This is a genomic window from Streptomyces sp. RerS4, from assembly GCF_023515955.1.
Lineage (GTDB): Bacteria > Actinomycetota > Actinomycetes > Streptomycetales > Streptomycetaceae > Streptomyces.
The window spans coordinates 2,562,287-2,580,727 of the sequence record NZ_CP097322.1 but is presented as its reverse complement, the minus strand read 5'-3'; the positions used below and the strand labels follow the sequence as shown (position 1 = coordinate 2,580,727).

At 72.4% G+C, this 18,441-nt stretch carries 12 protein-coding genes and 1 pseudogene; 11 read left to right on the top strand and 2 right to left on the bottom strand.

Going from position 1 to position 18,441, the window contains the following annotated elements; translation table 11 throughout:
- Positions 1 to 20 precede the first annotated feature (20 nt).
- The 8 genes and pseudogenes from M4D82_RS11870 (at position 21) to galE (ending at position 11,397) form a co-directional block, all read left to right on the top strand.
- The gene (locus M4D82_RS11870; RefSeq protein ID WP_249766019.1) at positions 21 to 995 is read left to right on the top strand and encodes a hypothetical protein; all 975 of its coding nucleotides are present in this window, start codon (positions 21 to 23) and stop codon (positions 993 to 995) included.
- 125 nt (positions 996 to 1,120) lie between these two features.
- On the top strand, positions 1,121 to 1,900 hold the full coding sequence (locus tag M4D82_RS11865) for a TIGR03936 family radical SAM-associated protein (protein ID WP_249766018.1): 780 nt from the start codon (positions 1,121 to 1,123) through the stop codon (positions 1,898 to 1,900).
- A 234-nt stretch (positions 1,901 to 2,134) separates the two neighbouring features.
- Positions 2,135 to 6,167: pseudogene (locus M4D82_RS11860) on the top strand (Rne/Rng family ribonuclease).
- Between the two features lie 283 nt (positions 6,168 to 6,450).
- Complete coding sequence (gene rplU / locus M4D82_RS11855) at positions 6,451 to 6,771, top strand: 50S ribosomal protein L21 (protein ID WP_030159347.1); 321 nt, start codon at positions 6,451 to 6,453, stop codon at positions 6,769 to 6,771.
- A gap of 13 nt (positions 6,772 to 6,784) precedes the next feature.
- Positions 6,785 to 7,039, top strand: coding sequence for a 50S ribosomal protein L27 (gene rpmA / locus M4D82_RS11850; protein WP_249766017.1), 255 nt, complete (start codon positions 6,785 to 6,787; stop codon positions 7,037 to 7,039).
- Between the two features lie 175 nt (positions 7,040 to 7,214).
- A complete protein-coding gene (gene obgE / locus M4D82_RS11845; RefSeq protein ID WP_249766016.1) occupies positions 7,215 to 8,660 on the top strand; it encodes a GTPase ObgE in 1,446 nt (481 codons plus the stop codon).
- Positions 8,661 to 8,771: 111 nt separating this feature from the next.
- The gene (locus M4D82_RS11840; protein ID WP_249766015.1) at positions 8,772 to 10,400 is read left to right on the top strand and encodes a glycosyltransferase family 2 protein; all 1,629 of its coding nucleotides are present in this window, start codon (positions 8,772 to 8,774) and stop codon (positions 10,398 to 10,400) included.
- Between the two features lie 16 nt (positions 10,401 to 10,416).
- Positions 10,417 to 11,397, top strand: a complete 981-nt coding sequence (gene galE / locus M4D82_RS11835; protein ID WP_249766014.1) for a UDP-glucose 4-epimerase GalE — start codon at positions 10,417 to 10,419, stop codon at positions 11,395 to 11,397.
- A 108-nt stretch (positions 11,398 to 11,505) separates the two neighbouring features.
- On the opposite strand, the gene M4D82_RS11830 is transcribed toward galE, so the two are convergent.
- Positions 11,506 to 12,678 (bottom strand): glycosyltransferase, encoded by a 1,173-nt coding sequence (locus tag M4D82_RS11830; RefSeq protein WP_249766013.1) that lies wholly within the window; start codon positions 12,676 to 12,678, stop codon positions 11,506 to 11,508.
- Positions 12,675 to 15,545, bottom strand: a complete 2,871-nt coding sequence (locus tag M4D82_RS11825) for a bifunctional glycosyltransferase/CDP-glycerol:glycerophosphate glycerophosphotransferase (protein ID WP_249766012.1) — start codon at positions 15,543 to 15,545, stop codon at positions 12,675 to 12,677. The genes M4D82_RS11830 and M4D82_RS11825 overlap by 4 nt, the downstream gene beginning before the upstream one ends.
- Before the next feature lie 158 nt (positions 15,546 to 15,703).
- Between M4D82_RS11825 and M4D82_RS11820 the strand changes: the two genes are divergently transcribed.
- The 3 genes from M4D82_RS11820 (at position 15,704) to proB (ending at position 18,404) form a co-directional block, all read left to right on the top strand.
- Complete coding sequence (locus tag M4D82_RS11820; protein ID WP_249766011.1) at positions 15,704 to 16,744, top strand: glycosyltransferase family 2 protein; 1,041 nt, start codon at positions 15,704 to 15,706, stop codon at positions 16,742 to 16,744.
- A complete protein-coding gene (locus M4D82_RS11815) occupies positions 16,741 to 17,175 on the top strand; it encodes a GtrA family protein (RefSeq protein ID WP_249766010.1) in 435 nt (144 codons plus the stop codon). Before M4D82_RS11820 ends, M4D82_RS11815 begins: the two co-directional genes overlap by 4 nt.
- A gap of 98 nt (positions 17,176 to 17,273) precedes the next feature.
- Positions 17,274 to 18,404, top strand: a complete 1,131-nt coding sequence (gene proB / locus M4D82_RS11810; RefSeq protein ID WP_249766009.1) for a glutamate 5-kinase — start codon at positions 17,274 to 17,276, stop codon at positions 18,402 to 18,404.
- Positions 18,405 to 18,441 lie beyond the last annotated feature (37 nt).

The following is an 18,441-nucleotide window of genomic DNA, read 5'->3' as shown; positions in this document are numbered from 1 at the left end:
CTTCTGGTGTCCTTAGCCGTATGAAGATCGAGAAGTCACAGGCCGGGGCCGGTGGGGACGGGTGCCTGGTCGGTGTCGTGCGGGTGCCGGTCAAGATCGTGGCGGTGTTGGTGGTGCTGCCCGTACGGGTGGTCTGGGACCTCCTCGTCGCCGGCGCCCGGACCGTGCGCCGCCATGTCCTCGGGCCCGCCGGGAAGGCGCTGGGATGGCTGGGCGTGCGGCTGTGGGCTCATGTGCTGCGGCCCCTCGCCCTTCTCGTCTTCTACTGGCCCTGGGTCGGGCTGTGGCGCTACGTCGTCACGCCCGTGGCGTCCGCCCTGTACCGGTACCTGCTGCGGCCGGTCGGCCGGGGACTCTCCTGGGTGGTCCTCGCCTTCGGCCGCTACGTCCTCGTGCCCCTCGGATCCGGGAGCGGGTGGGTGCTGCGGCACCTCGTGGCGCCGCCCCTGGCCTGGATCTACCGGGCGGTGCTGACCCCGCTCGGGCACGGGCTGCGGTGGCTGCTGCCGCGCATGTTCGCCGCCGTGTTCGTCTGGCCGTGGGTCGCCCTGTGGCGCCACGTCCTGGTCCCGGTCGCGAAGGGGCTGCTGTGGCTGTTGGTCGGGGTGTGGCGTTACGTGCTCGCGCCGCCGCTCGGGCTTCTGTACCGGCACGTCCTGATACCGCTCGGGCGGGTCCTCGTCGCCGCCTGGCACCTCGCCGGCCGCGTCACCAGGGCCTTCGGGCGCGGACTGCGGTGGCTGTGGCGCGGCTGCGTCGCGCGGCCGGCCGCCTGGGTGTACCGGCACGTGGCCACCCCTGTCGGACATGTCGTACGCGGCGTGTGGCGGACGGCCCGCGCCGCCGTGCGCGAGGCCCGCGCGGAGGTCCGCCGGGCCCTGTTCGGCGGACCGCCCCGGGAACCGGCGAGGTCACGGGCGCGTACTCTGGGTAGTACGACAGCCGCAGGCACCACGCCCGCTCCCGAGATCTCCCCGCCCGTACGGCGGGGGTGAGCCGGGCGCCGGGCGGAGCCGGCCGGCCCCCAGACCTCAGGGCGACGCGCGAGCCGCGACGCCCCGCACAAGGAGAAGAACCACTGGGCAAGCGACAGCCCGAAGGCCCGCCTCCCGCACCGGTGGTGCAGCGCATCCGACTGCGCTACACCAAGCGTGGCCGCCTCCGGTTCACCAGCCACCGGGACTTCCAGCGCGCCTTCGAGCGCGCCCTGCGCCGCGCCGAGGTGCCCATGGCGTACTCGGCCGGCTTCACCCCGCACCCCAGGGTCTCGTACGCGAACGCCGCGCCCACCGGCACCGGCAGCGAGGCCGAGTACCTGGAAATCGCCCTCGCGGCGCCCCGCGACCCCGCGAAGCTCCGCGAACTGCTCGACGAGTCGATGCCGCTCGGCCTCGACATCATCGACGCCGTCGAGGCCCGCACCTCCGGCCTCGCCGACCGACTCACCGCCTCGATCTGGGAACTGCGTCTGGAGGGCGTGGATCCCACCGACGCCGCGGCGGCCGTGGAGACCTTCCTCGCCGCCGAGACCGTCGAGGTCCAGCGCCGCACCAAGAACGGCGTACGGACCTTCGACACCCGCGGCGCCGTCGTCAGCCTCGAAGCCCTTCCCGATCAGGCTGATAGGCCACTGGACAATGCCTGTGCGATACTGCGGCTGGTTGTTCGGCATTTGACACCTGCCGTGCGACCCGACGACGTCCTGTCCGGTCTCCAAGCTGTGGCCGACCTGGCGCCGCCGGTCCCCGCAGCGGTGACCAGGCTGGCGCAGGGGCTCTTCGACGAGGAGTCCGGCACGGTGACCGACCCGCTCGCGCCCGACCGCGAGGCAGTCACGGCCGCCCCACCCACGGCCGCCGCGACAGCCGACGCGAAGGCGCCGGAAGGTCCCGCCGCGTAGGGATCGTCGTCGTCGCGCCGCCCTGGCACTCGGGAGCCACCTGGGTCGGGCAGCGCACTGACCTGAAGACTTCCGCCAGGCCGTACGGACAAGACGTACGGAACCGGCGGCCATGGACTACAGCTCCCGTGTGGCGAACGCGCCCCGGAGGCCGGCTCCGCGCTTCCCGCGCGGGGCCGAGCCGGACCGGACGTCAGCCGCGGCGCCCGGGAGCGTGACGGGAGAACCGCCCGCATGCTCAACACCGAAAACGAGAACACCCCCACCGCCGACAACGGCAGCCCCAGCGACAACCTGCCCCCGCGCAGGCGTCGCCGCGCCGCCTCCCGGCCCGCCGGTCCCCCCGGCGGCACCGCCCCGGAGGCGCCCGCCGCCGAGGCCGCCCCACCGTCGAAGCGGCGCCCGTGGCCGACGAGGCCCCGCCGCTCCGCCCCGCGCGCCCGCCGCCGGGCCACCCGCGCCGTGACGGCCCCGGCGGCCGTCGAGGCCACCGCCGTCGTCGTGGAGGCCACCCCGCCCGCCGCGCCCGCCGCGCCCGCCGAGCCCGTCGCGGAGGAGGCGCCCGCCGCCCCTGCCCCGCGCACCCGTCGCCGCGCCACCCGCGCCGCGACCGCCCCCGAGGCGCCTGCCGCCGAGGCCGTTCCGGCCGAGGTGGAGGAGGAAACCCCGCCGCCGCTGCTCCGGCTCCGCGTGCCCGTCGCCGGGCCACCCGCGCCGTGGCCGCTCCGGCCGCCGTCGAGGCCGCGCCCGTGGCCGAGGAGGCTCCGCAGGAGGAGGCGCCCGCCGCCGCTCCGGCTCCGCGTGCCCGTCGTCGCGCCACCCGCGCCGCGACCGCTCCCGAGGCGCCTGCCGCCGAGGCCGTTCCGGCCGAGGTGGAGGAGGTCGAGGAGGAGGCGCCCGCCGCCGCTCCGGCTCCGCGTGCCCGTCGCCGGGCCACCCGCGCCGTGGCCGCCCCGGCCGCCGTCGAGAGCGCGCCGGTGGTCGAGGAGACCGTTGAGGAGGAGGCGCCCGCCGCCCCGCCAAGCGCGCCGTGACCGTCGCCGACGCCGTCGACTCCCGAAGCGCGGCGGTCGCCGTCGCGCCACCCGCGCCACCACCGCCCCGGCCGCCCCGCGCCGCAGCCCGCCGCCGAGCCGGAGGCGCCCGCCGCCCCGGCGCAGCCCCGCGCCGCCGCCGCGCCGCGCGCCCCGCCATGGCGGTCTTCCAGGCCCCGGTCTTCACCGAGCCGATGTTCCAGACCCCGGAGACCGCCGCCCTGGCCGCCGCGGCCGCCGCTGCCGCCGGGCGCGCGGAGGAGGCCGAGGAGGAAGAGGTCGAGGAGGTCGAAGCCGAGGTCCAGGCCCCGGTCGCCGCCGAGCGGCCGGCCGGTCGCCGTCGTCGCCGCCGTGGCGCCGTCGCCGAGCCCGAGGCTCCCGCCGCGCCGTCCGCGCCCGTGTCCCTGGCCGACGTAGAGGCCGTGGAGGAGGAGCCGGAGGCCGAGGCCGCCGAGCTCGACGAGGACGAGACCGACGAGTCGGGCGAGCGCCCCTCGCGCCGCCGCCGTCGCGGTGGCCGTCGTCGCCGTCGCGGTGAGACCGCCGACCTCGACGAGGCCGCCGAAGAGGACGCCGAGGCCGAGGCCGCCGAGCACGAGGCCGAGGAGGAAGAGGAAGAGGAGTCCGACGAGGCCCTCGGTTCCACCTCCAGCCGGCGCCGCCGTCGCCGTCGCCGCCGCAGCGGTGACAGCGCCGTCGACACCGAGGCGGGCGAGGAGGACGGCGTACGCACCGTCGTCAAGGTCCGCGAGCCGCGCCCGGCCCGCGAGAAGGCCGAGCCGTCCGACGAGGTGCAGTCCATCAAGGGCTCCACCCGCCTGGAGGCGAAGAAGCAGCGCCGCCGCGAGGGGCGCGAGCAGGGTCGTCGTCGTGTGCCGATCATCACGGAGGCCGAGTTCCTGGCCCGTCGTGAGGCCGTCGAGCGCGTGATGGTCGTCCGCCAGAGCGGCGAGCGCACCCAGATCGGCGTCCTTGAGGACAACGTGCTCGTCGAGCACTACGTCAACAAGGAGGAAGCCACCTCGTACGTCGGCAACGTCTACCTGGGCAAGGTCCAGAACGTGCTGCCGTCGATGGAGGCCGCCTTCATCGACATCGGCAAGGGCCGCAACGCCGTCCTGTACGCCGGCGAGGTCAACTTCGAGGCGCTCGGCATGGCCAACGGGCCGCGCCGCATCGAGTCCGCCCTCAAGTCCGGCCAGTCGGTCCTGGTGCAGGTCACCAAGGACCCGATCGGCCACAAGGGCGCCCGCCTCACCAGCCAGGTGTCCCTGCCCGGCCGCTACCTGGTCTACGTGCCCGAGGGCTCGATGACCGGCATCAGCCGCAAGCTACCCGACACCGAGCGCGCGCGTCTGAAGAGCATCCTCAAGAAGATCGTCCCCGAGGACGCGGGCGTCATCGTGCGCACCGCCGCCGAGGGCGCGAGCGAGGACGAGCTGCGCCGCGACGTCGAGCGTCTGCAGGCCCAGTGGGAGGACATCCAGAAGAAGTCGAAGCAGATCACGACCTCTTCGCCGAGCCTGCTGTACGGCGAGCCGGACATGACCGTCCGCGTCGTGCGCGACATCTTCAACGAGGACTTCTCGAAGGTCATCGTCAGCGGTGACGGCGCCTGGGAGACCATCCACGGCTACGTGAACCACGTGGCCCCGGACCTGGCCGACCGGCTCTCGCGCTGGACCTCCGAGGTCGACGTCTTCGCGACGTACCGGATCGACGAGCAGCTCGCCAAGGCGCTCGACCGCAAGGTGTGGCTGCCCTCGGGCGGCTCCCTCGTGATCGACAAGACCGAGGCGATGATCGTCATCGACGTCAACACCGGCAAGTTCACCGGTCAGGGCGGCAACCTCGAAGAGACCGTCACCAGGAACAACCTGGAGGCGGCCGAGGAGATCGTGCGCCAGCTGCGGCTGCGCGACCTCGGCGGCATCGTCGTCATCGACTTCATCGACATGGTCCTGGAGTCCAACCGCGACCTGGTCCTGCGGCGGATGCTGGAGTGCCTGGGCCGCGACCGCACCAAGCACCAGGTGGCGGAGGTCACCTCGCTGGGTCTGGTCCAGATGACCCGCAAGCGGGTGGGCCAGGGCCTGCTGGAGTCCTTCTCCGAGACCTGCGTCCACTGCAACGGCCGCGGTGTCATCGTGCACATGGAGACGCCGACCGCGATCGGCGGCGGTGGCAACGGCAAGCGCGCCAAGCGCCGCGCCGGCCGCGCCCTGGAGCACGACCACGAGGTCGAGGCGATCGAGACCGTCGAGACCGAAGGGTTCGAGGTCGAGGTCGAGGCCGAGACCGAGGCCGAGGTGGCCGCCGAGGCCGCCGCGCCGCGCGCGCTGCCGGAGCCGGAGTTCGTCCCGGACGAGGAGCTGTACAGCAGCGCCGCCGAGGCGGAGGCCGCCGCCGGGATCAGCGGACGTCGCAACCGTCGCCGTGCCACCCGCAAGGCCACCGCTCCGGCGGGCGCCCCGCGCGGTGCGGGTCGTGCGGCCGCTGCCGCCACCGCCCCTGCCGCTCCGGTCGCCGCCCCGGCGCCCGTGGTCGAGGCGGAGCCGGTGACGGAGCCGGCCGACACGGTCCTGGAGCCGGCCGCGGAGGTCGCGGCCGAGCCGGTGGAGGCCGTCGCCCTGCCCGTCGTCGAGGCGGCCGAGGTCGCCCCGGTCGAGGAGGCCGCGCCGAAGGGTCGTACCCGTCGCCGGGCTACCCGTAAGGCCACCACCGCGGTGGTCGAGCCGGCCCCGGAGCCGGAGCCGGTCGTGGAGGCCGTCGCCGAGCCCGAGCCCGAGCCGGTCGTGGAGGCCGCAGAGCCGGCGCCCGCGCCGGTCGTGGAGCCGGAGCCCGTCGTGGAGGCCGCCCCGGCGCGTCCGCGTCGCCGCGCCGTCCGCAAGGCCACCGCTCCGGCGGGCGCGGCGGAGGCCGCCATCGTGGTCGTGGAGACCCCGGCGGTGGAGCCCGAGCCGGCCGCCGAGGCACCCGCGGCCGAAGCCCCGGCCGCCGAGGCCCCGGCCTCGGAGGAGCCCGCGGCTCCGGCCAAGAAGGCCGCCCGCAAGGCTCCGGCCAAGAAGGCGACCACCACCGCGAAGAAGGCCCCGGCCAAGAAGGCGGCGGCCGCCAAGAAGACCGTCGCGAAGAAGGCGACGGCCAAGAAGACCACGGCGAAGCGGGTCACGAAGAAGACCGCGGCGGCGGAGCAGAGCGCTCCGTCCGTCACGGCTCCGACCGAGGCCTGATCCGTCCCGTAACCCCGTGGGACCCGCCTCCGGGCGGGTCCCACGGGCACCGCGGGGCCCGGTTTGACCCTCTGCGACCGGCCCCGTAACCTAGACCGTCGGCGTGTCTTGAACGATTACCGTTCAGCGTGCGTCGCGCTCCTGAGCACCTTCCTCCCGCACCGCCCGCGCAAGCGGACCGGCAGGGGAGAGGCCGCTCGTCCAATTCCGGATCATCTCGGGCCCCGGCCCGTGTGAGCGGCTGGCTTCAGGAGCATCCGTCCCGAGTGAGAGAGAGATCCGCGTGTACGCCATCGTGCGCAGCGGTGGTCGCCAGCACAAGGTTGCTGTCGGCGACATCGTTGAGGTTGACAAGATTTCCACTGCCAAGGTTGGCGACACGGTCGAGCTCTCGACCCTGCTCGTTGTCGACGGCGACGCCGTGACCAGCGACCCGTGGGTGCTGGCCGGGATCAAGGTTCAGGCCGAGATCGTGGACCACCACAAGGGCGCGAAGATCGACATCCTGCGCTACAAGAACAAGACCGGCTACCGCCGTCGCCAGGGTCACCGTCAGCAGTACACGGCGATCAAGGTCACCGGTATCCCCACGGCTGCGAAGTAAGAGGGACTGAGACATGGCACACAAGAAGGGCGCATCGTCCACCCGGAACGGGCGCGATTCCAATGCTCAGCGGCTCGGCGTGAAGCGCTTCGGCGGTCAGGTCGTCTCCGCCGGCGAGATCCTCGTCCGCCAGCGCGGCACCCACTTCCACCCGGGCTCGGGTGTCGGTCGTGGTGGCGACGACACGCTGTTCGCGCTTGAGGCCGGTGCCGTGCAGTTCGGCACGCACCGTGGCCGCAAGGTCGTCAACATCGTTCCGGCCGCCTGATCCAGCTCTGCTGATCAGCGGTACGTAACTTCCCGAGGGCGGATCTCAGCTCTTCCCGGCGCGAGCCGGGAAGAGAGGTCCGCCCTCGGCGCGTTGTCACATAGGCACGCACACGCACGTTTAATGGGCGGCAAGGCCTGCCCGGGACATTCCCGTATGTATCTGGAGGAACACCATGACCACCTTCGTGGACCGCGTCGAGCTGCACGTCGCCGCGGGTAACGGGGGCCACGGCTGCGCCTCCGTTCACCGGGAGAAGTTCAAGCCGCTCGGCGGCCCCGACGGCGGCAACGGCGGCCGTGGCGGTGACGTGATCCTGGTCGTGGAGCAGGCGATCACCACCCTGCTGGACTACCACCACAGCCCGCACCGCAAGGCCACCAACGGCAAGCCCGGCGAGGGCGGCAACCGCTCCGGCAAGGACGGCCAGGACCTGATCCTGCCCGTGCCGGACGGCACCGTCGTCCTCGACAAGGAGGGCAACGTCCTCGCCGACCTCGTCGGCCAGGGCACCACCTACGTCGCCGCCGAGGGCGGTCGCGGCGGTCTCGGCAACGCGGCGCTGGCCTCCGCCCGCCGCAAGGCGCCCGGCTTCGCGCTCCTCGGCGTCCCCGGTACGACCGGCGACATCATCCTGGAGCTCAAGACCGTCGCCGACGTGGCGCTGGTCGGCTTCCCGAGCGCCGGCAAGTCCTCGCTGATCTCGGTGCTCTCCGCCGCCAAGCCGAAGATCGCGGACTACCCGTTCACCACCCTCGTCCCGAACCTGGGCGTCGTCACGGCCGGTTCGACGGTCTACACCATCGCCGACGTGCCGGGTCTGATCCCGGGCGCGAGCCAGGGCAAGGGCCTGGGTCTGGAGTTCCTGCGGCACGTCGAGCGCTGCTCGGTCCTGGTGCACGTCCTGGACACGGCCACGCTGGAGACCGACCGCGACCCGGTGGCCGACCTCGACGTCATCGAGGAAGAGCTCAAGATCTACGGCGGCGGTCTGGAGAAGCGTCCGCGTCTGGTCGTCCTGAACAAGGTCGACATCCCGGACGGCCAGGACCTCGCGGACATGGTCCGCCCGGACCTGGAGGCGCGCGGCTACAAGGTCTTCGAGGTGTCCGCGGTCGCCCGTACGGGCCTCAAGGAGCTGTCGTACTTCCTCGCGGAGGTCGTCGCCAAGGCGCGCGCCCGCAAGCCGAAGCAGGAGGCGACCCGTATCGTCATCCGCCCGAAGGCCGTGGACGACGCCGGTTTCACCGTCACCTACGACGAGGTCGAGGACGTCTACCGTGTGCGCGGCGAGAAGCCGGAGCGCTGGGTGCGCCAGACCGACTTCAACAACGACGAGGCCGTCGGCTACCTCGCCGACCGGCTCAACCGCCTCGGTGTCGAGGACGCGCTGAAGAAGGCCGGCGCGCGCGCCGGTGACGGTGTGGCCATCGGTTCCGAGGAGAACGCGGTCGTCTTCGACTGGGAGCCGACGATGATGGCCGGCGCCGAGATGCTGGGCCGTCGCGGTGAGGACCACCGCATGGAGGCTCCGCGTCCGGCGACGCAGCGGCGCAAGGAGAAGGAAGCGAAGCGCGGCGACAGCGCGCAGCAGGAGTACGACGAGTTCCGTCCCTTCTGACCCTGCTGACCCTTCCGCCCCGGCACGGCGTCGGCGCCTTCGGGCGTCGGCGCCGTTCCGCGTGACGCGGTGTTGAAACCGGCCTTACCCCGTTCGCCTAGGATCCTCCGAGTGAGCAGCAGCGATTCCAGCAGTGACACCCCCGCGGTCTCCGTCGTCGTCATCGCGTACAACGACGCCGGGCTCGTCGGCGAGGCCGTCGCCTCGGCTCTGGCCCAGGGGCCGGTCGTCGCCGAGGTCATCGCGGTGGACGACGCCTCCTCGGACGGTACGGCGGGTGTGCTGGACGCGTTGGCGGCGGCCCATCCCCGGGTCAAGGTCGTGCACCGGGCGTCGAACAGCGGTGGGTGCGGCACCCCGCGCAACGACGGGATCGCCGCCGCCCGCTCCCCGTACGTCCTCTTCCTCGACAGCGACGACGTCCTGCCGCCGGGCGCCGTGGACGCCCTCGTGCGGGCCGCCGAGGAGCACCGGGCCCCGGTCACGGTCGGCGCGTGCGTGCGCCGCGAGCTGCCGGAGGGCCGTGACGTGCCGTGGCTGCCCGGCCTCTACACGCCCGGCGACGTGATCGAGCGGCCCGCCGACCGGCCGGAGCTGGTCCGCGACACCCTCTGCGTCAACAAGCTGTACGCGCGCGCCTTCCTGGACAAGCACGCCATCCGCTTCCCCGACGGCCGGTTCGTCTACGAGGACTTCGTCTTCACCTCGCGCGTCCTGGCCGCCGCGCCCCGCATCGCCGTCATCGGCGACCTCGTCTACGTGTGGCACGTGCGCCGGCGCGCCGCCCGGGTGTCGATCTCCCTGGCCCGCGCCGACGTCGCCAACTGGCGCTCCCGCGTCGAGGCCCACCGCACCGCCTCCCGCACCCTCGCCGAGGCCTCCCCGGAGCTGGGCCGCGCCTGCCAGGCGAAGTTCCTCGACTACGACCTGCGGATGTACCTGCGCGAACTGGCCGCCGACCCGGAGTACCGGGCCGCCTGGTGGACGCTGACCCGCGACTACCTCGCCGGTTTCGCCGAAGCCGACATCGCGGCGGCGCCCGCGCGGGCCCGGTGGATCGCCCGCGTGCTCCTGGCCGCCCCGGCCCCGCCCGAAGACGTGGAGCGGCTGACGCGCCTCGCCGCCGAGCCCGACCGGCTGCCGCCGCCGTACGCGACCGACCCGGCCGGCCGGCCGGCGTGGAGCCGGGCGCTGCCGGTGCCGCTGGAGGGGCTCGATGCCCTGCCCGTGGCGGAGCTGCCGTTCTGCGTCGACGCCGAGCCCGCCGGGGGAGCGGCCGTCCGGCTGCGGGTGCGCGACCTGTACGGGCGGCTCGCCGCCTCGGGGCCGCGTACCGCCCGGCTGAGCTTCCCCTCGCGCGCCGGGGGCGAACCCGTCGTGCTGCCCCCGGTCGAGCTGGCGGCTGCCGCCGACGGTGACGGGTGGAGCGCCGAAGTACCGTTCCGGCTCGCCGCGCTGGCCGCCGTGGGGCGGCGTAGGGGGCTGCGGGGCATGCAGGCCTGGGACGTGCGGGTGGAGGTGCGCTGCGCCGACGGAAGCTCCCGGCTGACCTCCCTGCGCCCCACGGGTGGCCTGCTGCGCCGCCGGGCCCTGCCCAGCAGCCGGTACGGTGTTCTGCTGGCGCAGCCCTACCGCACGGCCGCCGGAGTGCTGGGGGTGCGCCTCGCGCCCGGGGCCGGGGGCGCGCTGACTTTCGTACGCAACCGTCTCGACCGCGCCCGTACGCGCAGGTCACGCTAGAGCTGGGGAGATACGCATGACATTTCTGATCACCGGTGGCGCCGGGTACATCGGCGCGCACGTCGTCCGCGCGATGCTGCAGGCGGGTGAGCGGGTCGTGGTCCTGGACGACCTCTCCACGGGCCGGGAGGACCGCGTTCCGGAAGGTGTGCCGCTGGTGATCGGTTCGGTCCTCGACCGGCTGACGCTGGACGAGACCATCGCGCAGCACCACGTCACGGGCGTGGTGCACCTCGCGGGCAAGAAGCAGGTCGGCGAGTCCGTCGAGAAGCCGCTGTACTACTACCACGAGAACGTGGAGGGCCTTCAGGTCCTGCTCGGCGCGGTCGCGGCGGCCGGCGTGCGCAACTTCCTCTTCTCCTCCTCCGCCTCGGTGTACGGCATGCCGGACGTGGACCTCGTCACCGAGGAGACCCCGTGCGCGCCACTGAGCCCGTACGGCGAGACGAAGCTCGCCGGTGAGTGGCTGGTCCGCGCGGCGGGCAAGGCCCACGGCATCTCCACGGCGTGCCTGCGCTACTTCAACGTCGCGGGCGCGGCCACCCCCGAGTTGGCCGACACCGGGGTCTTCAACCTGGTCCCGATGGTCTTCGAGCGCTACGACGCCGGCGAGGGCGCCCGCGTCTTCGGCGACGACTACCCCACCCCGGACGGCACCTGCATCCGCGACTACATCCACGTCGAGGACCTGGCGGAGGCCCACGTGGTGGCCGCCCGCCGGCTCGCCGAGTGGGGCGCGACCGGCGAGTACAAGGACCTGACCGTCAACATCGGGCGCGGCGAGGGCGTCTCCGTCAAGGAGATGGTCGCGCTGCTGAACGAGGGCACGGGGCACACGTACGCGCCCGTCGTCACCCCCCGTCGGCCCGGTGACCCGGCGAAGGTCGTGGCCTCCGCCGACCGGATCGCGGCCGAGCTGGGCTGGAAGGCGCGGCACGACGTCCGCGAGATGATCACCTCGGCGTGGGCGGGTTGGCAGGCCAACCGCCGGGCCTGAGCCCTGCGCGAAGCCGCCCGCCCCGGATCAGGTCCGGGGCGGGCGGCTTTCGTACGGGCGCTCAGGTGCTCGGGCGCTCAGATGCTCGGGTACTCAGCGCTCGGGCGCTCAGCGCTCCAGGAACGCGAAGAGCTCTTCCCACCGGTCGGTGATCTCCGTGCTGGAGTAGCGGCGCACGTGGGCGAAGCCGGTGTCGCCGAGCCGGTCGCGCAGCTCCCCGTCCGACATCAGGGCGTCGAGGTGCGAGGCGAGCTCCATCGTGTTGCCGAGGCGGGCCAGCAGCCCGTCCTCGCCGTGCCGGACGATCTCCCGTACGCCGGGCGCGCAGTCGAACGCCGCCACCGGCAGGCCGGCGGCCATCGCCTCCAGCAGGGTGATGGGGAAGCCCTCCGCGCGGGAGGCCTGGGCGAAGACGGAGGCCTCGCGCAGGGCGCCGAGCACGTCGTCGGTGCTGCCCATCCACTCGACGGAGTCGTCCAGGCCGAGCGAGGCGCAGTGCGCCCGCAGGGCCGGCTCCTCGGTGCCCGCGCCGTAGATCCGCAGGGTCCAGTCGGGGTGCTGCGGGACGGCGTCGGCCCACGCGTCGAGCAGCAGGTCCATGCCCTTCTCGAAGGCGAGACGACCGATGCTCGCGACGACCTTCTCGGTGCGCGGGGCGGGGGAGTCGGGCATGAACGGCAGCGGGTTCGGCATGCTGTCGACGTTCTCCATGCCGGCCCGGATCCACAGGTCGGCGTCCTCCGGGGTCAGCACCAGCAGCCGGTCGACCTCGGGGTAGAAGCGGCGGACCCGCTCGCCCCGGGTGGACTTCTGGCTGGCCTCGAAGGACTCGTGGCTCATGCCGATGACGGAGAGCCCCTTGGTGTCGGCGAGGGCCACCCACTCCATCGCCCACACCTGGGTGACGATCACCACGCCGCCGGGCGCCGCCGTGCGCAGCAGACCGCTCAACTGTTCGGCCTTGTCCCGCATCCGGGCCCGCCGGGCCGCCTGGCGGCGCCGTTCGGGGGCGTTGAGGCGGCCCTTGAGGCCGTGCAGCCGGCGGGCCTTGGGCGGGTGGGTGTCGTAGAGGGTGGTCATCGCGTACGGCAGGTCCTCCGGCAGCCGCTGCCGGAGTTCCTCGGCGACGGGCGCGATGCCGACGATGTGCACGCGGTGGCCGCGGTCGGTGAAGAGCCGGGCCATCTGGTGCGACCAGGTGGTCACGCCGCCGAGCTCGTCCACGCTGTTGGAGACGATGAAGATGTCACGGCCGCCCGCGCCGGCGGTCTCCTGGCTCACTTGCCGCTCCCGGTGAAGAACTTCTGGACGATCTGGCGTGCGGCGTCCCCGCGGTCGTACTCGCCGAACTCGGCGAGGAAGCGCTGACGGGCCTCGGCGTACTTGGCGTCGGCCTCGTCGAAGGCCCCGACGGCCTGCATCAGCTCGTCGGCCGTGGCCACGACGGGGCCCGGCGCCTTGTCCAGCAGGTCGAAGTAGGTGCCGCGGATGTCCGTCGCGTACTGCTCGTAGTCGTAGGCGAAGAACAGCATCGGCCGGTCCAGCACCGCGTAGTCGAACATCACCGACGAATAGTCGGTGATCAACCCGTCGGCGAGCGCCAGGAGCGGGGTGATGTCGTGGTGGCGGGAAACGTCGATCACCCGGCCCGCGACCGAGGGCGGCAGGGTGACGCTGTTGAGGTAGTGCGTGCGCACCAGCAGCGTGAACCGGTCGCCGAGGCGGTCGGCGAACTCCTCCACGTCGAAGGGGAACGTGAACCCCTCGACGGTGCCGTCCGCGCCCGTCCGGAAGGTCGGCGCGTACAGCAGCACCTTCTTGTCCGCCTCGATGCCCAACTCGGCGGCCAGCGGCCCCCGGACGCGTTCCCCGCTCTGCGTCTCGGCGCGGTGCGCCTCGACCAGGGCGTCGTTGCGCGGGTAGCCGGTGCGCAGCAGCACCTCGTCGCGCAGGCGGAAGCCCTTGGCGAGGGTGCGGGTGTCGTGCTCGGAGCGGATGAGGAAGTGGTCGAAGCGGTCGACGGCCGCCTGGAAGCGGTCCTGGGCGGCCTTGCCCTGGGCCTTGGTGCGCGGCTCGTGGAAGCCCATCCGCTTGAGGGCGGAGCCGTGCCAGGTCTGGATGTACGTCGTCCCGGGGCGCTTGGCCAGCGCCAGCGGGAAGCCCTGGTTGTCGACCCAGAACTCGGCCTGGGCCAGCGCCCGCAGGTAGGCCCAGCTCCAACGCCGCACGAGGGTGGCGTCCGTGGGGAAGCCGGTGGGCTTGGCGCCCGCGTAGGACCAGATCGCCTGGAACGGCACGCCCTGGCGCACCATCTCCTCGTAGATCGCCTTCGGGCTGTCGCTGTACTGCTTGCCCATGTGGCTCTCGAAGACGACCGTGCCCTTCTTGATCGGCAGCTTCGTGAAGACCTCGTGGTAGACCTGCACCTTCTGTTCGCCCGAGCCGAGGTTGCGCCGGGCCCGCAGCGCCCGGCGCAGGCCGCGCTTGACGACGCCGGCGGCCTTGCCGTGCATGGCGCTGCCGATCAGCGACTGGGTGCGGACGGCGGCGGAACCCTCGGCGGCCAGGACGTAGGACAGGTTGCCCTTCTTGGTCACCTCGGGCTCGAAGCGGTCGGAGACCAGGCGGGTCAGCCGCGGGCGCACGCGCAGCCGGGCGGCGGACTCCAGGTCGACCCCGCCGACCGAGACGCGCGTCGTCACGCGCTCGGAGCCCGCGGTCAGCTTGAGGCGGACGTCCCAGACGGCGTCGATGATGCCGAGGGGGCGGACGGTGCCGGCCACGTCGGCCGTGGCGGTCCACTCGATCGTGTCACCTGCGTGGCGCAGGGTTGTCACCGGGAAGCTGAAAGATCGGACGCCGATCTGCCGGCGGGCCCGGAATTCGAGCGTGGCCTTCAGCTCGGTGTCCTCCTGGATGCGGCCCAGGGGGTTCACGACGGAGCCGGACAGGGTGACGGAGCCGCGTCCGTCGTCCTCGTAGGAGGTCAGGCGGTTGCCCAGGGTCAGGGAGGCGAGCGGCGTGGTGTGGAAGCCCTGGTCGGTGACGTCCAGTATCCGGCGGCCTTCCGCGTCGTCGAGGTGGGCGGCGCACCAGTAGACGCGGCCCTCGCGCTCGGCGAGGGGGGAGGACAGCCGGCCCTTGTTGGTCATCGCGTCGGCGGCCGGGAGCAGGTTGTCCCAGTCCTCCTTGCTCAGGAGGTACGCGCAGATCGCCTGGAGGTGATTGACGTTCTCGTACGCGGCGGGGTCGATGCCGGCCAGGTAGCCGTTGGCCAGCCGGGCGAACTCCTGGCGGTACGCGTCACCGAGGAGCGGCAGGTCACGCAGGTGCAGCACCAGGTCGTGCTTGAGGAACTTGGCGTCCTTCGCGGACTTGATGGCGGTGTGGCCGTTGGCGGCGAGCAGCTCGTCGACGCGGCGGTGGATCTCCATCCGGTGGACGAAGTTCGCGATCTCGTGGCGCCGGTTGCTGATCGACTTGGCGGCGGCCTTCTCGACCACGTTCCAGTAGTAGACGTGGTTCGGGATCAGGGTGATGCGGCGGGCGGCCACGTAGGCCTGCGCCGAGAAGAGCAGGTCCTCGTAGTGGATGCCGACCGGGAACTCCAGGCCCTGTTCCAGGAGGAAGGCCCGGCGGTAGCACTTGTTGGTGGAGAGGGTGTCGTAGACCAGCAGGTCCGGGTACTCGGTGATCGACTCCAGCGTGCGGGTGCGCGCGTAGATCCACGGGTACCACTCGGTGGTCTTGCCCCAGCGGTTGTCGAGGTGGACGCGCACGCACATGCCGGAGACCAGGTCGGACCCGGTGCGCTCGGCGGCGGCCAGCATGTTGCGGCAGGCGTTGCGTTCCAGCACGTCGTCGCTGTCCAGGAACATGACGTAGGTGCCGGTGGCCTGCTGGATGCCGTGGTTGCGGGGGGCGCCGCAGCCGCCGCTGTTCTCGGGCAGCCGGAAGGCGCGCACCCTGCCCGGGTGCGCCGCTTCGAGCTCCTGGGCGACCGCGTAGGACCGGTCCTTGCTGCAGTCGTCCACGATCACGACTTCGACCCCGCGCAGGGTTTGGTCCAAAACCGACTGGACGGCTGTCGGCAGACGCTCTGCGTCGTTGTAGACGATGACGACCACGGAGACGTCAGGCACGTGCACCTCGATCCCTTCGTTCCATTCCGCTTATCCCGTCAAAGCTACCGTGTGCCGCGCGCGACTCGGGCAGGCCGACCCTCGGCGTGCATACTTCTAAGGAAGAGGTGAGTGGCGGGTCCGGTCGCCGACAATCACCCGTTCGGACCCAGCAGGAAGTGCTCATGACCAAGCTGTCGGTAGTTGTCCCTTGCTACAACGAAGAAGCGGTGATCGACAGTTTCGATGTCGAGATCCGCAGGGTCCTGGACTCCCTGCCCGTCGAGTACGAGGTCTGCTACGTCGATGACGGCAGCCGCGACGGCACCCTCGAAAAGCTGCGGAAGATCGCCGCCGAGTACGGCGACCAGACCCGGTACGTCTCCTTCAGCCGCAACTTCGGCAAGGAGGCCGGCATGCTCGCCGGGCTCCGCGAGACCACCGGCGACGCCGTGGTGATCATGGACGCGGACCTCCAGCACCCGCCGGAGCTCATCGCCACCATGCTGGAGCACTACCACCAGGGCCACGACCAGGTCATCGCCCGCCGCACCCGCGAGGGCGACAAGAAGCTCCGCTCCGCGCTCAGCCGCCTCTACTACCGGGGAGTCAACCGCTGGGTCGACGTCGAGCTCACCGACGGTGTCGGAGACTTCCGCCTGCTGTCGCGGCCGGCCGTCGACGCCCTGCTCGCGCTGCCCGAGTACAACCGCTTCTCCAAGGGCCTCTTCTCCTGGATCGGTTTCGACACCGTCCACTTCGACTACCGCAACGCGCAGCGCGAGGCGGGCGAGACGAAGTGGAAGTTCGGGTCCCTGCTGAACTACGGCATGGACGGGCTGATCTCCTTCAACAACCGTCCGCTGCGGATCGGCATCTGGCTGGGCGCGTCGCTGGTGGGCCTCACCGGCCTGTACGCGCTGTGGATCACCATCATGGCGATCACCAACGGCATCGACTCGCCCGGTTACGTCACCATCGTCGCCATGATCGCCGGGATCGGCGGCGTTCAGATGATCATGCTGGGGCTGATCGGTGAGTACATCGGACGCATCTACTACGAGACCAAGCGCCGCCCCCACTTCCTGGTCAAGGAGGCGCACGGAGCCCGGCGCGCGCCGGGTGCCGAGGCCGCCACGGCGCAGAACCCGGATGCGAAGCCGAGCTCGGGCGTGTCGCGGGACTCCGGCGCGGAAGCCGTGATCGTGGAGCGCGGCGGCCGATGACCTCTCACCCCAGACGCGACCAGCTGGGCCAGATCTTCCGCTTCGTCCTGGTGGGCGGCGTCAACACCGGTACCTTCTTCGCCCTGTACCTGCTGATGCACCCGTACCTGCCGTACTTCGCCGCGTACACCGTGGCCTTCGTGCTGTCGATGATCGGGTCGTTCTTCATGAACACCTACTTCACCTACCGCACCCGGCCCACCTGGAAGAAGTTCCTCCTCTTCCCGCTGACGAACGTCACGAACTACGTGATCCAGTCGGTCGGCCTCTACGCCCTGGTGAGCTGGGCCGGGATGGACACCAGGATCGCGCCGCTCGTCGCGGCCGTCGTGGCCATCCCGTTCACCTTCCTCCTCTCCCGCAAGATCCTGATCCCGGGCACCGGACCCGCCGCCGAACCGGCGCCCGAGCGGACCTCGTCCACGGTCTGAAACCCGGCGGCGGCCGTGCCCGGCCACCCCGTAGATTGGGGCGGACAGGGGTCGAGACCGACCGTGGTTTCGGCCGGGCAAGGGGCAAGGGGAAAGACGTGTCAGCGGCTAGGCAAGGTGTCGTGGACGCCCGCAGGATCGTGGTCAAGGTCGGCTCCTCCTCCCTGACCACAGCGGAGGGTGGCCTCGACGCCGACCGCGTGGACGCGCTGGTCGACGTCCTGGCCAAGGCCCGCAGCGGCGGGGAGAAGGAGATCGTCCTGGTCTCCTCCGGCGCCATCGCCGCCGGTCTCTCCCCGCTCGGCCTGCGCCGCCGCCCCAAGGACCTCGCCCGGCAGCAGGCCGCCGCCAGCGTCGGCCAGGGGCTGCTCGTCGCCCGGTACACCGCCTCCTTCGCCCGCTACGGCGTCCGCGTCGGCCAGGTCCTGCTCACCACCGACGACACCAGCCGGCGCGCGCACTACCGCAACGCCTACCGGACCCTCGACCAGCTCCTGGCGATGGGCGCGCTGCCCGTCGTCAACGAGAACGACACCGTCGCCACCGACGAGATCCGCTTCGGCGACAACGACCGGCTCGCCGCCCTGGTCGCCCACCTCGTCCGCGCGGACCTGCTCGTGCTGCTGTCCGACGTCGACGGGCTGTACGACGGGGACCCGTCGCGGCCCGGCACCACGCGGATCGAGGAGGTGCGCGGGCCCGAGGACATCGCCCACGTCTCCATCGGCAGCGCCGGCAAGGCCGGCGTGGGCACCGGCGGCATGGTCACCAAGGTCGAGGCCGCCCGGATCGCCGCCGCGGCGGGCATCCCCGTCGTCCTCACCTCCGCGAGCCAGGCCGCCGACGCCCTGGCCGGGCGGGAGACCGGTACGCACTTCCACGCCACGGGCCGGCGCTCCGCCGACCGGCTCCTGTGGCTCCAGCACGCCTCCACCCCGCAGGGGCACCTCGTACTCGACGACGGCGCCGTCCGGGCCGTCACCGAGCGCGGCAGTTCGCTGCTGGCCGCCGGCATCGCCGCCGTCGAAGGCGACTTCGTCGCAGGCGACCCCGTCGAACTGCGGGCCGCCGCCGACGGCCGCGCCGTGGCCCGGGGCCTGGTCAACTTCGACGCCAAGGAACTCCCGCAACTCCTCGGCCGATCCACCCGCGAGCTTGCCCGGGAGCTCGGACCCGCGTACGAGCGGGAGGTCGTCCACCGGGACGATCTGGTGCTGCTTGAGGGCTGAGGATTCGGGAAAACCCCCGCGCGCGGGGCTCGGGACT

Bases quoted from the DNA above. Each gene is read 5' to 3' on its own strand.
- rpmA (WP_249766017.1), top strand. From the start codon at position 6,785: ATGGCACACAAGAAGGGCGCATCGTCCACCCGGAACGGGCGCGATTCC.
- M4D82_RS11870 (WP_249766019.1), top strand. From the start codon at position 21: ATGAAGATCGAGAAGTCACAGGCCGGGGCCGGTGGGGACGGGTGCCTG.
- M4D82_RS11820 (WP_249766011.1), top strand. From the start codon at position 15,704: ATGACCAAGCTGTCGGTAGTTGTCCCTTGCTACAACGAAGAAGCGGTG.
- obgE (WP_249766016.1), top strand. From the start codon at position 7,215: ATGACCACCTTCGTGGACCGCGTCGAGCTGCACGTCGCCGCGGGTAAC.
- galE (WP_249766014.1), top strand. From the start codon at position 10,417: ATGACATTTCTGATCACCGGTGGCGCCGGGTACATCGGCGCGCACGTC.
- M4D82_RS11815 (WP_249766010.1), top strand. From the start codon at position 16,741: ATGACCTCTCACCCCAGACGCGACCAGCTGGGCCAGATCTTCCGCTTC.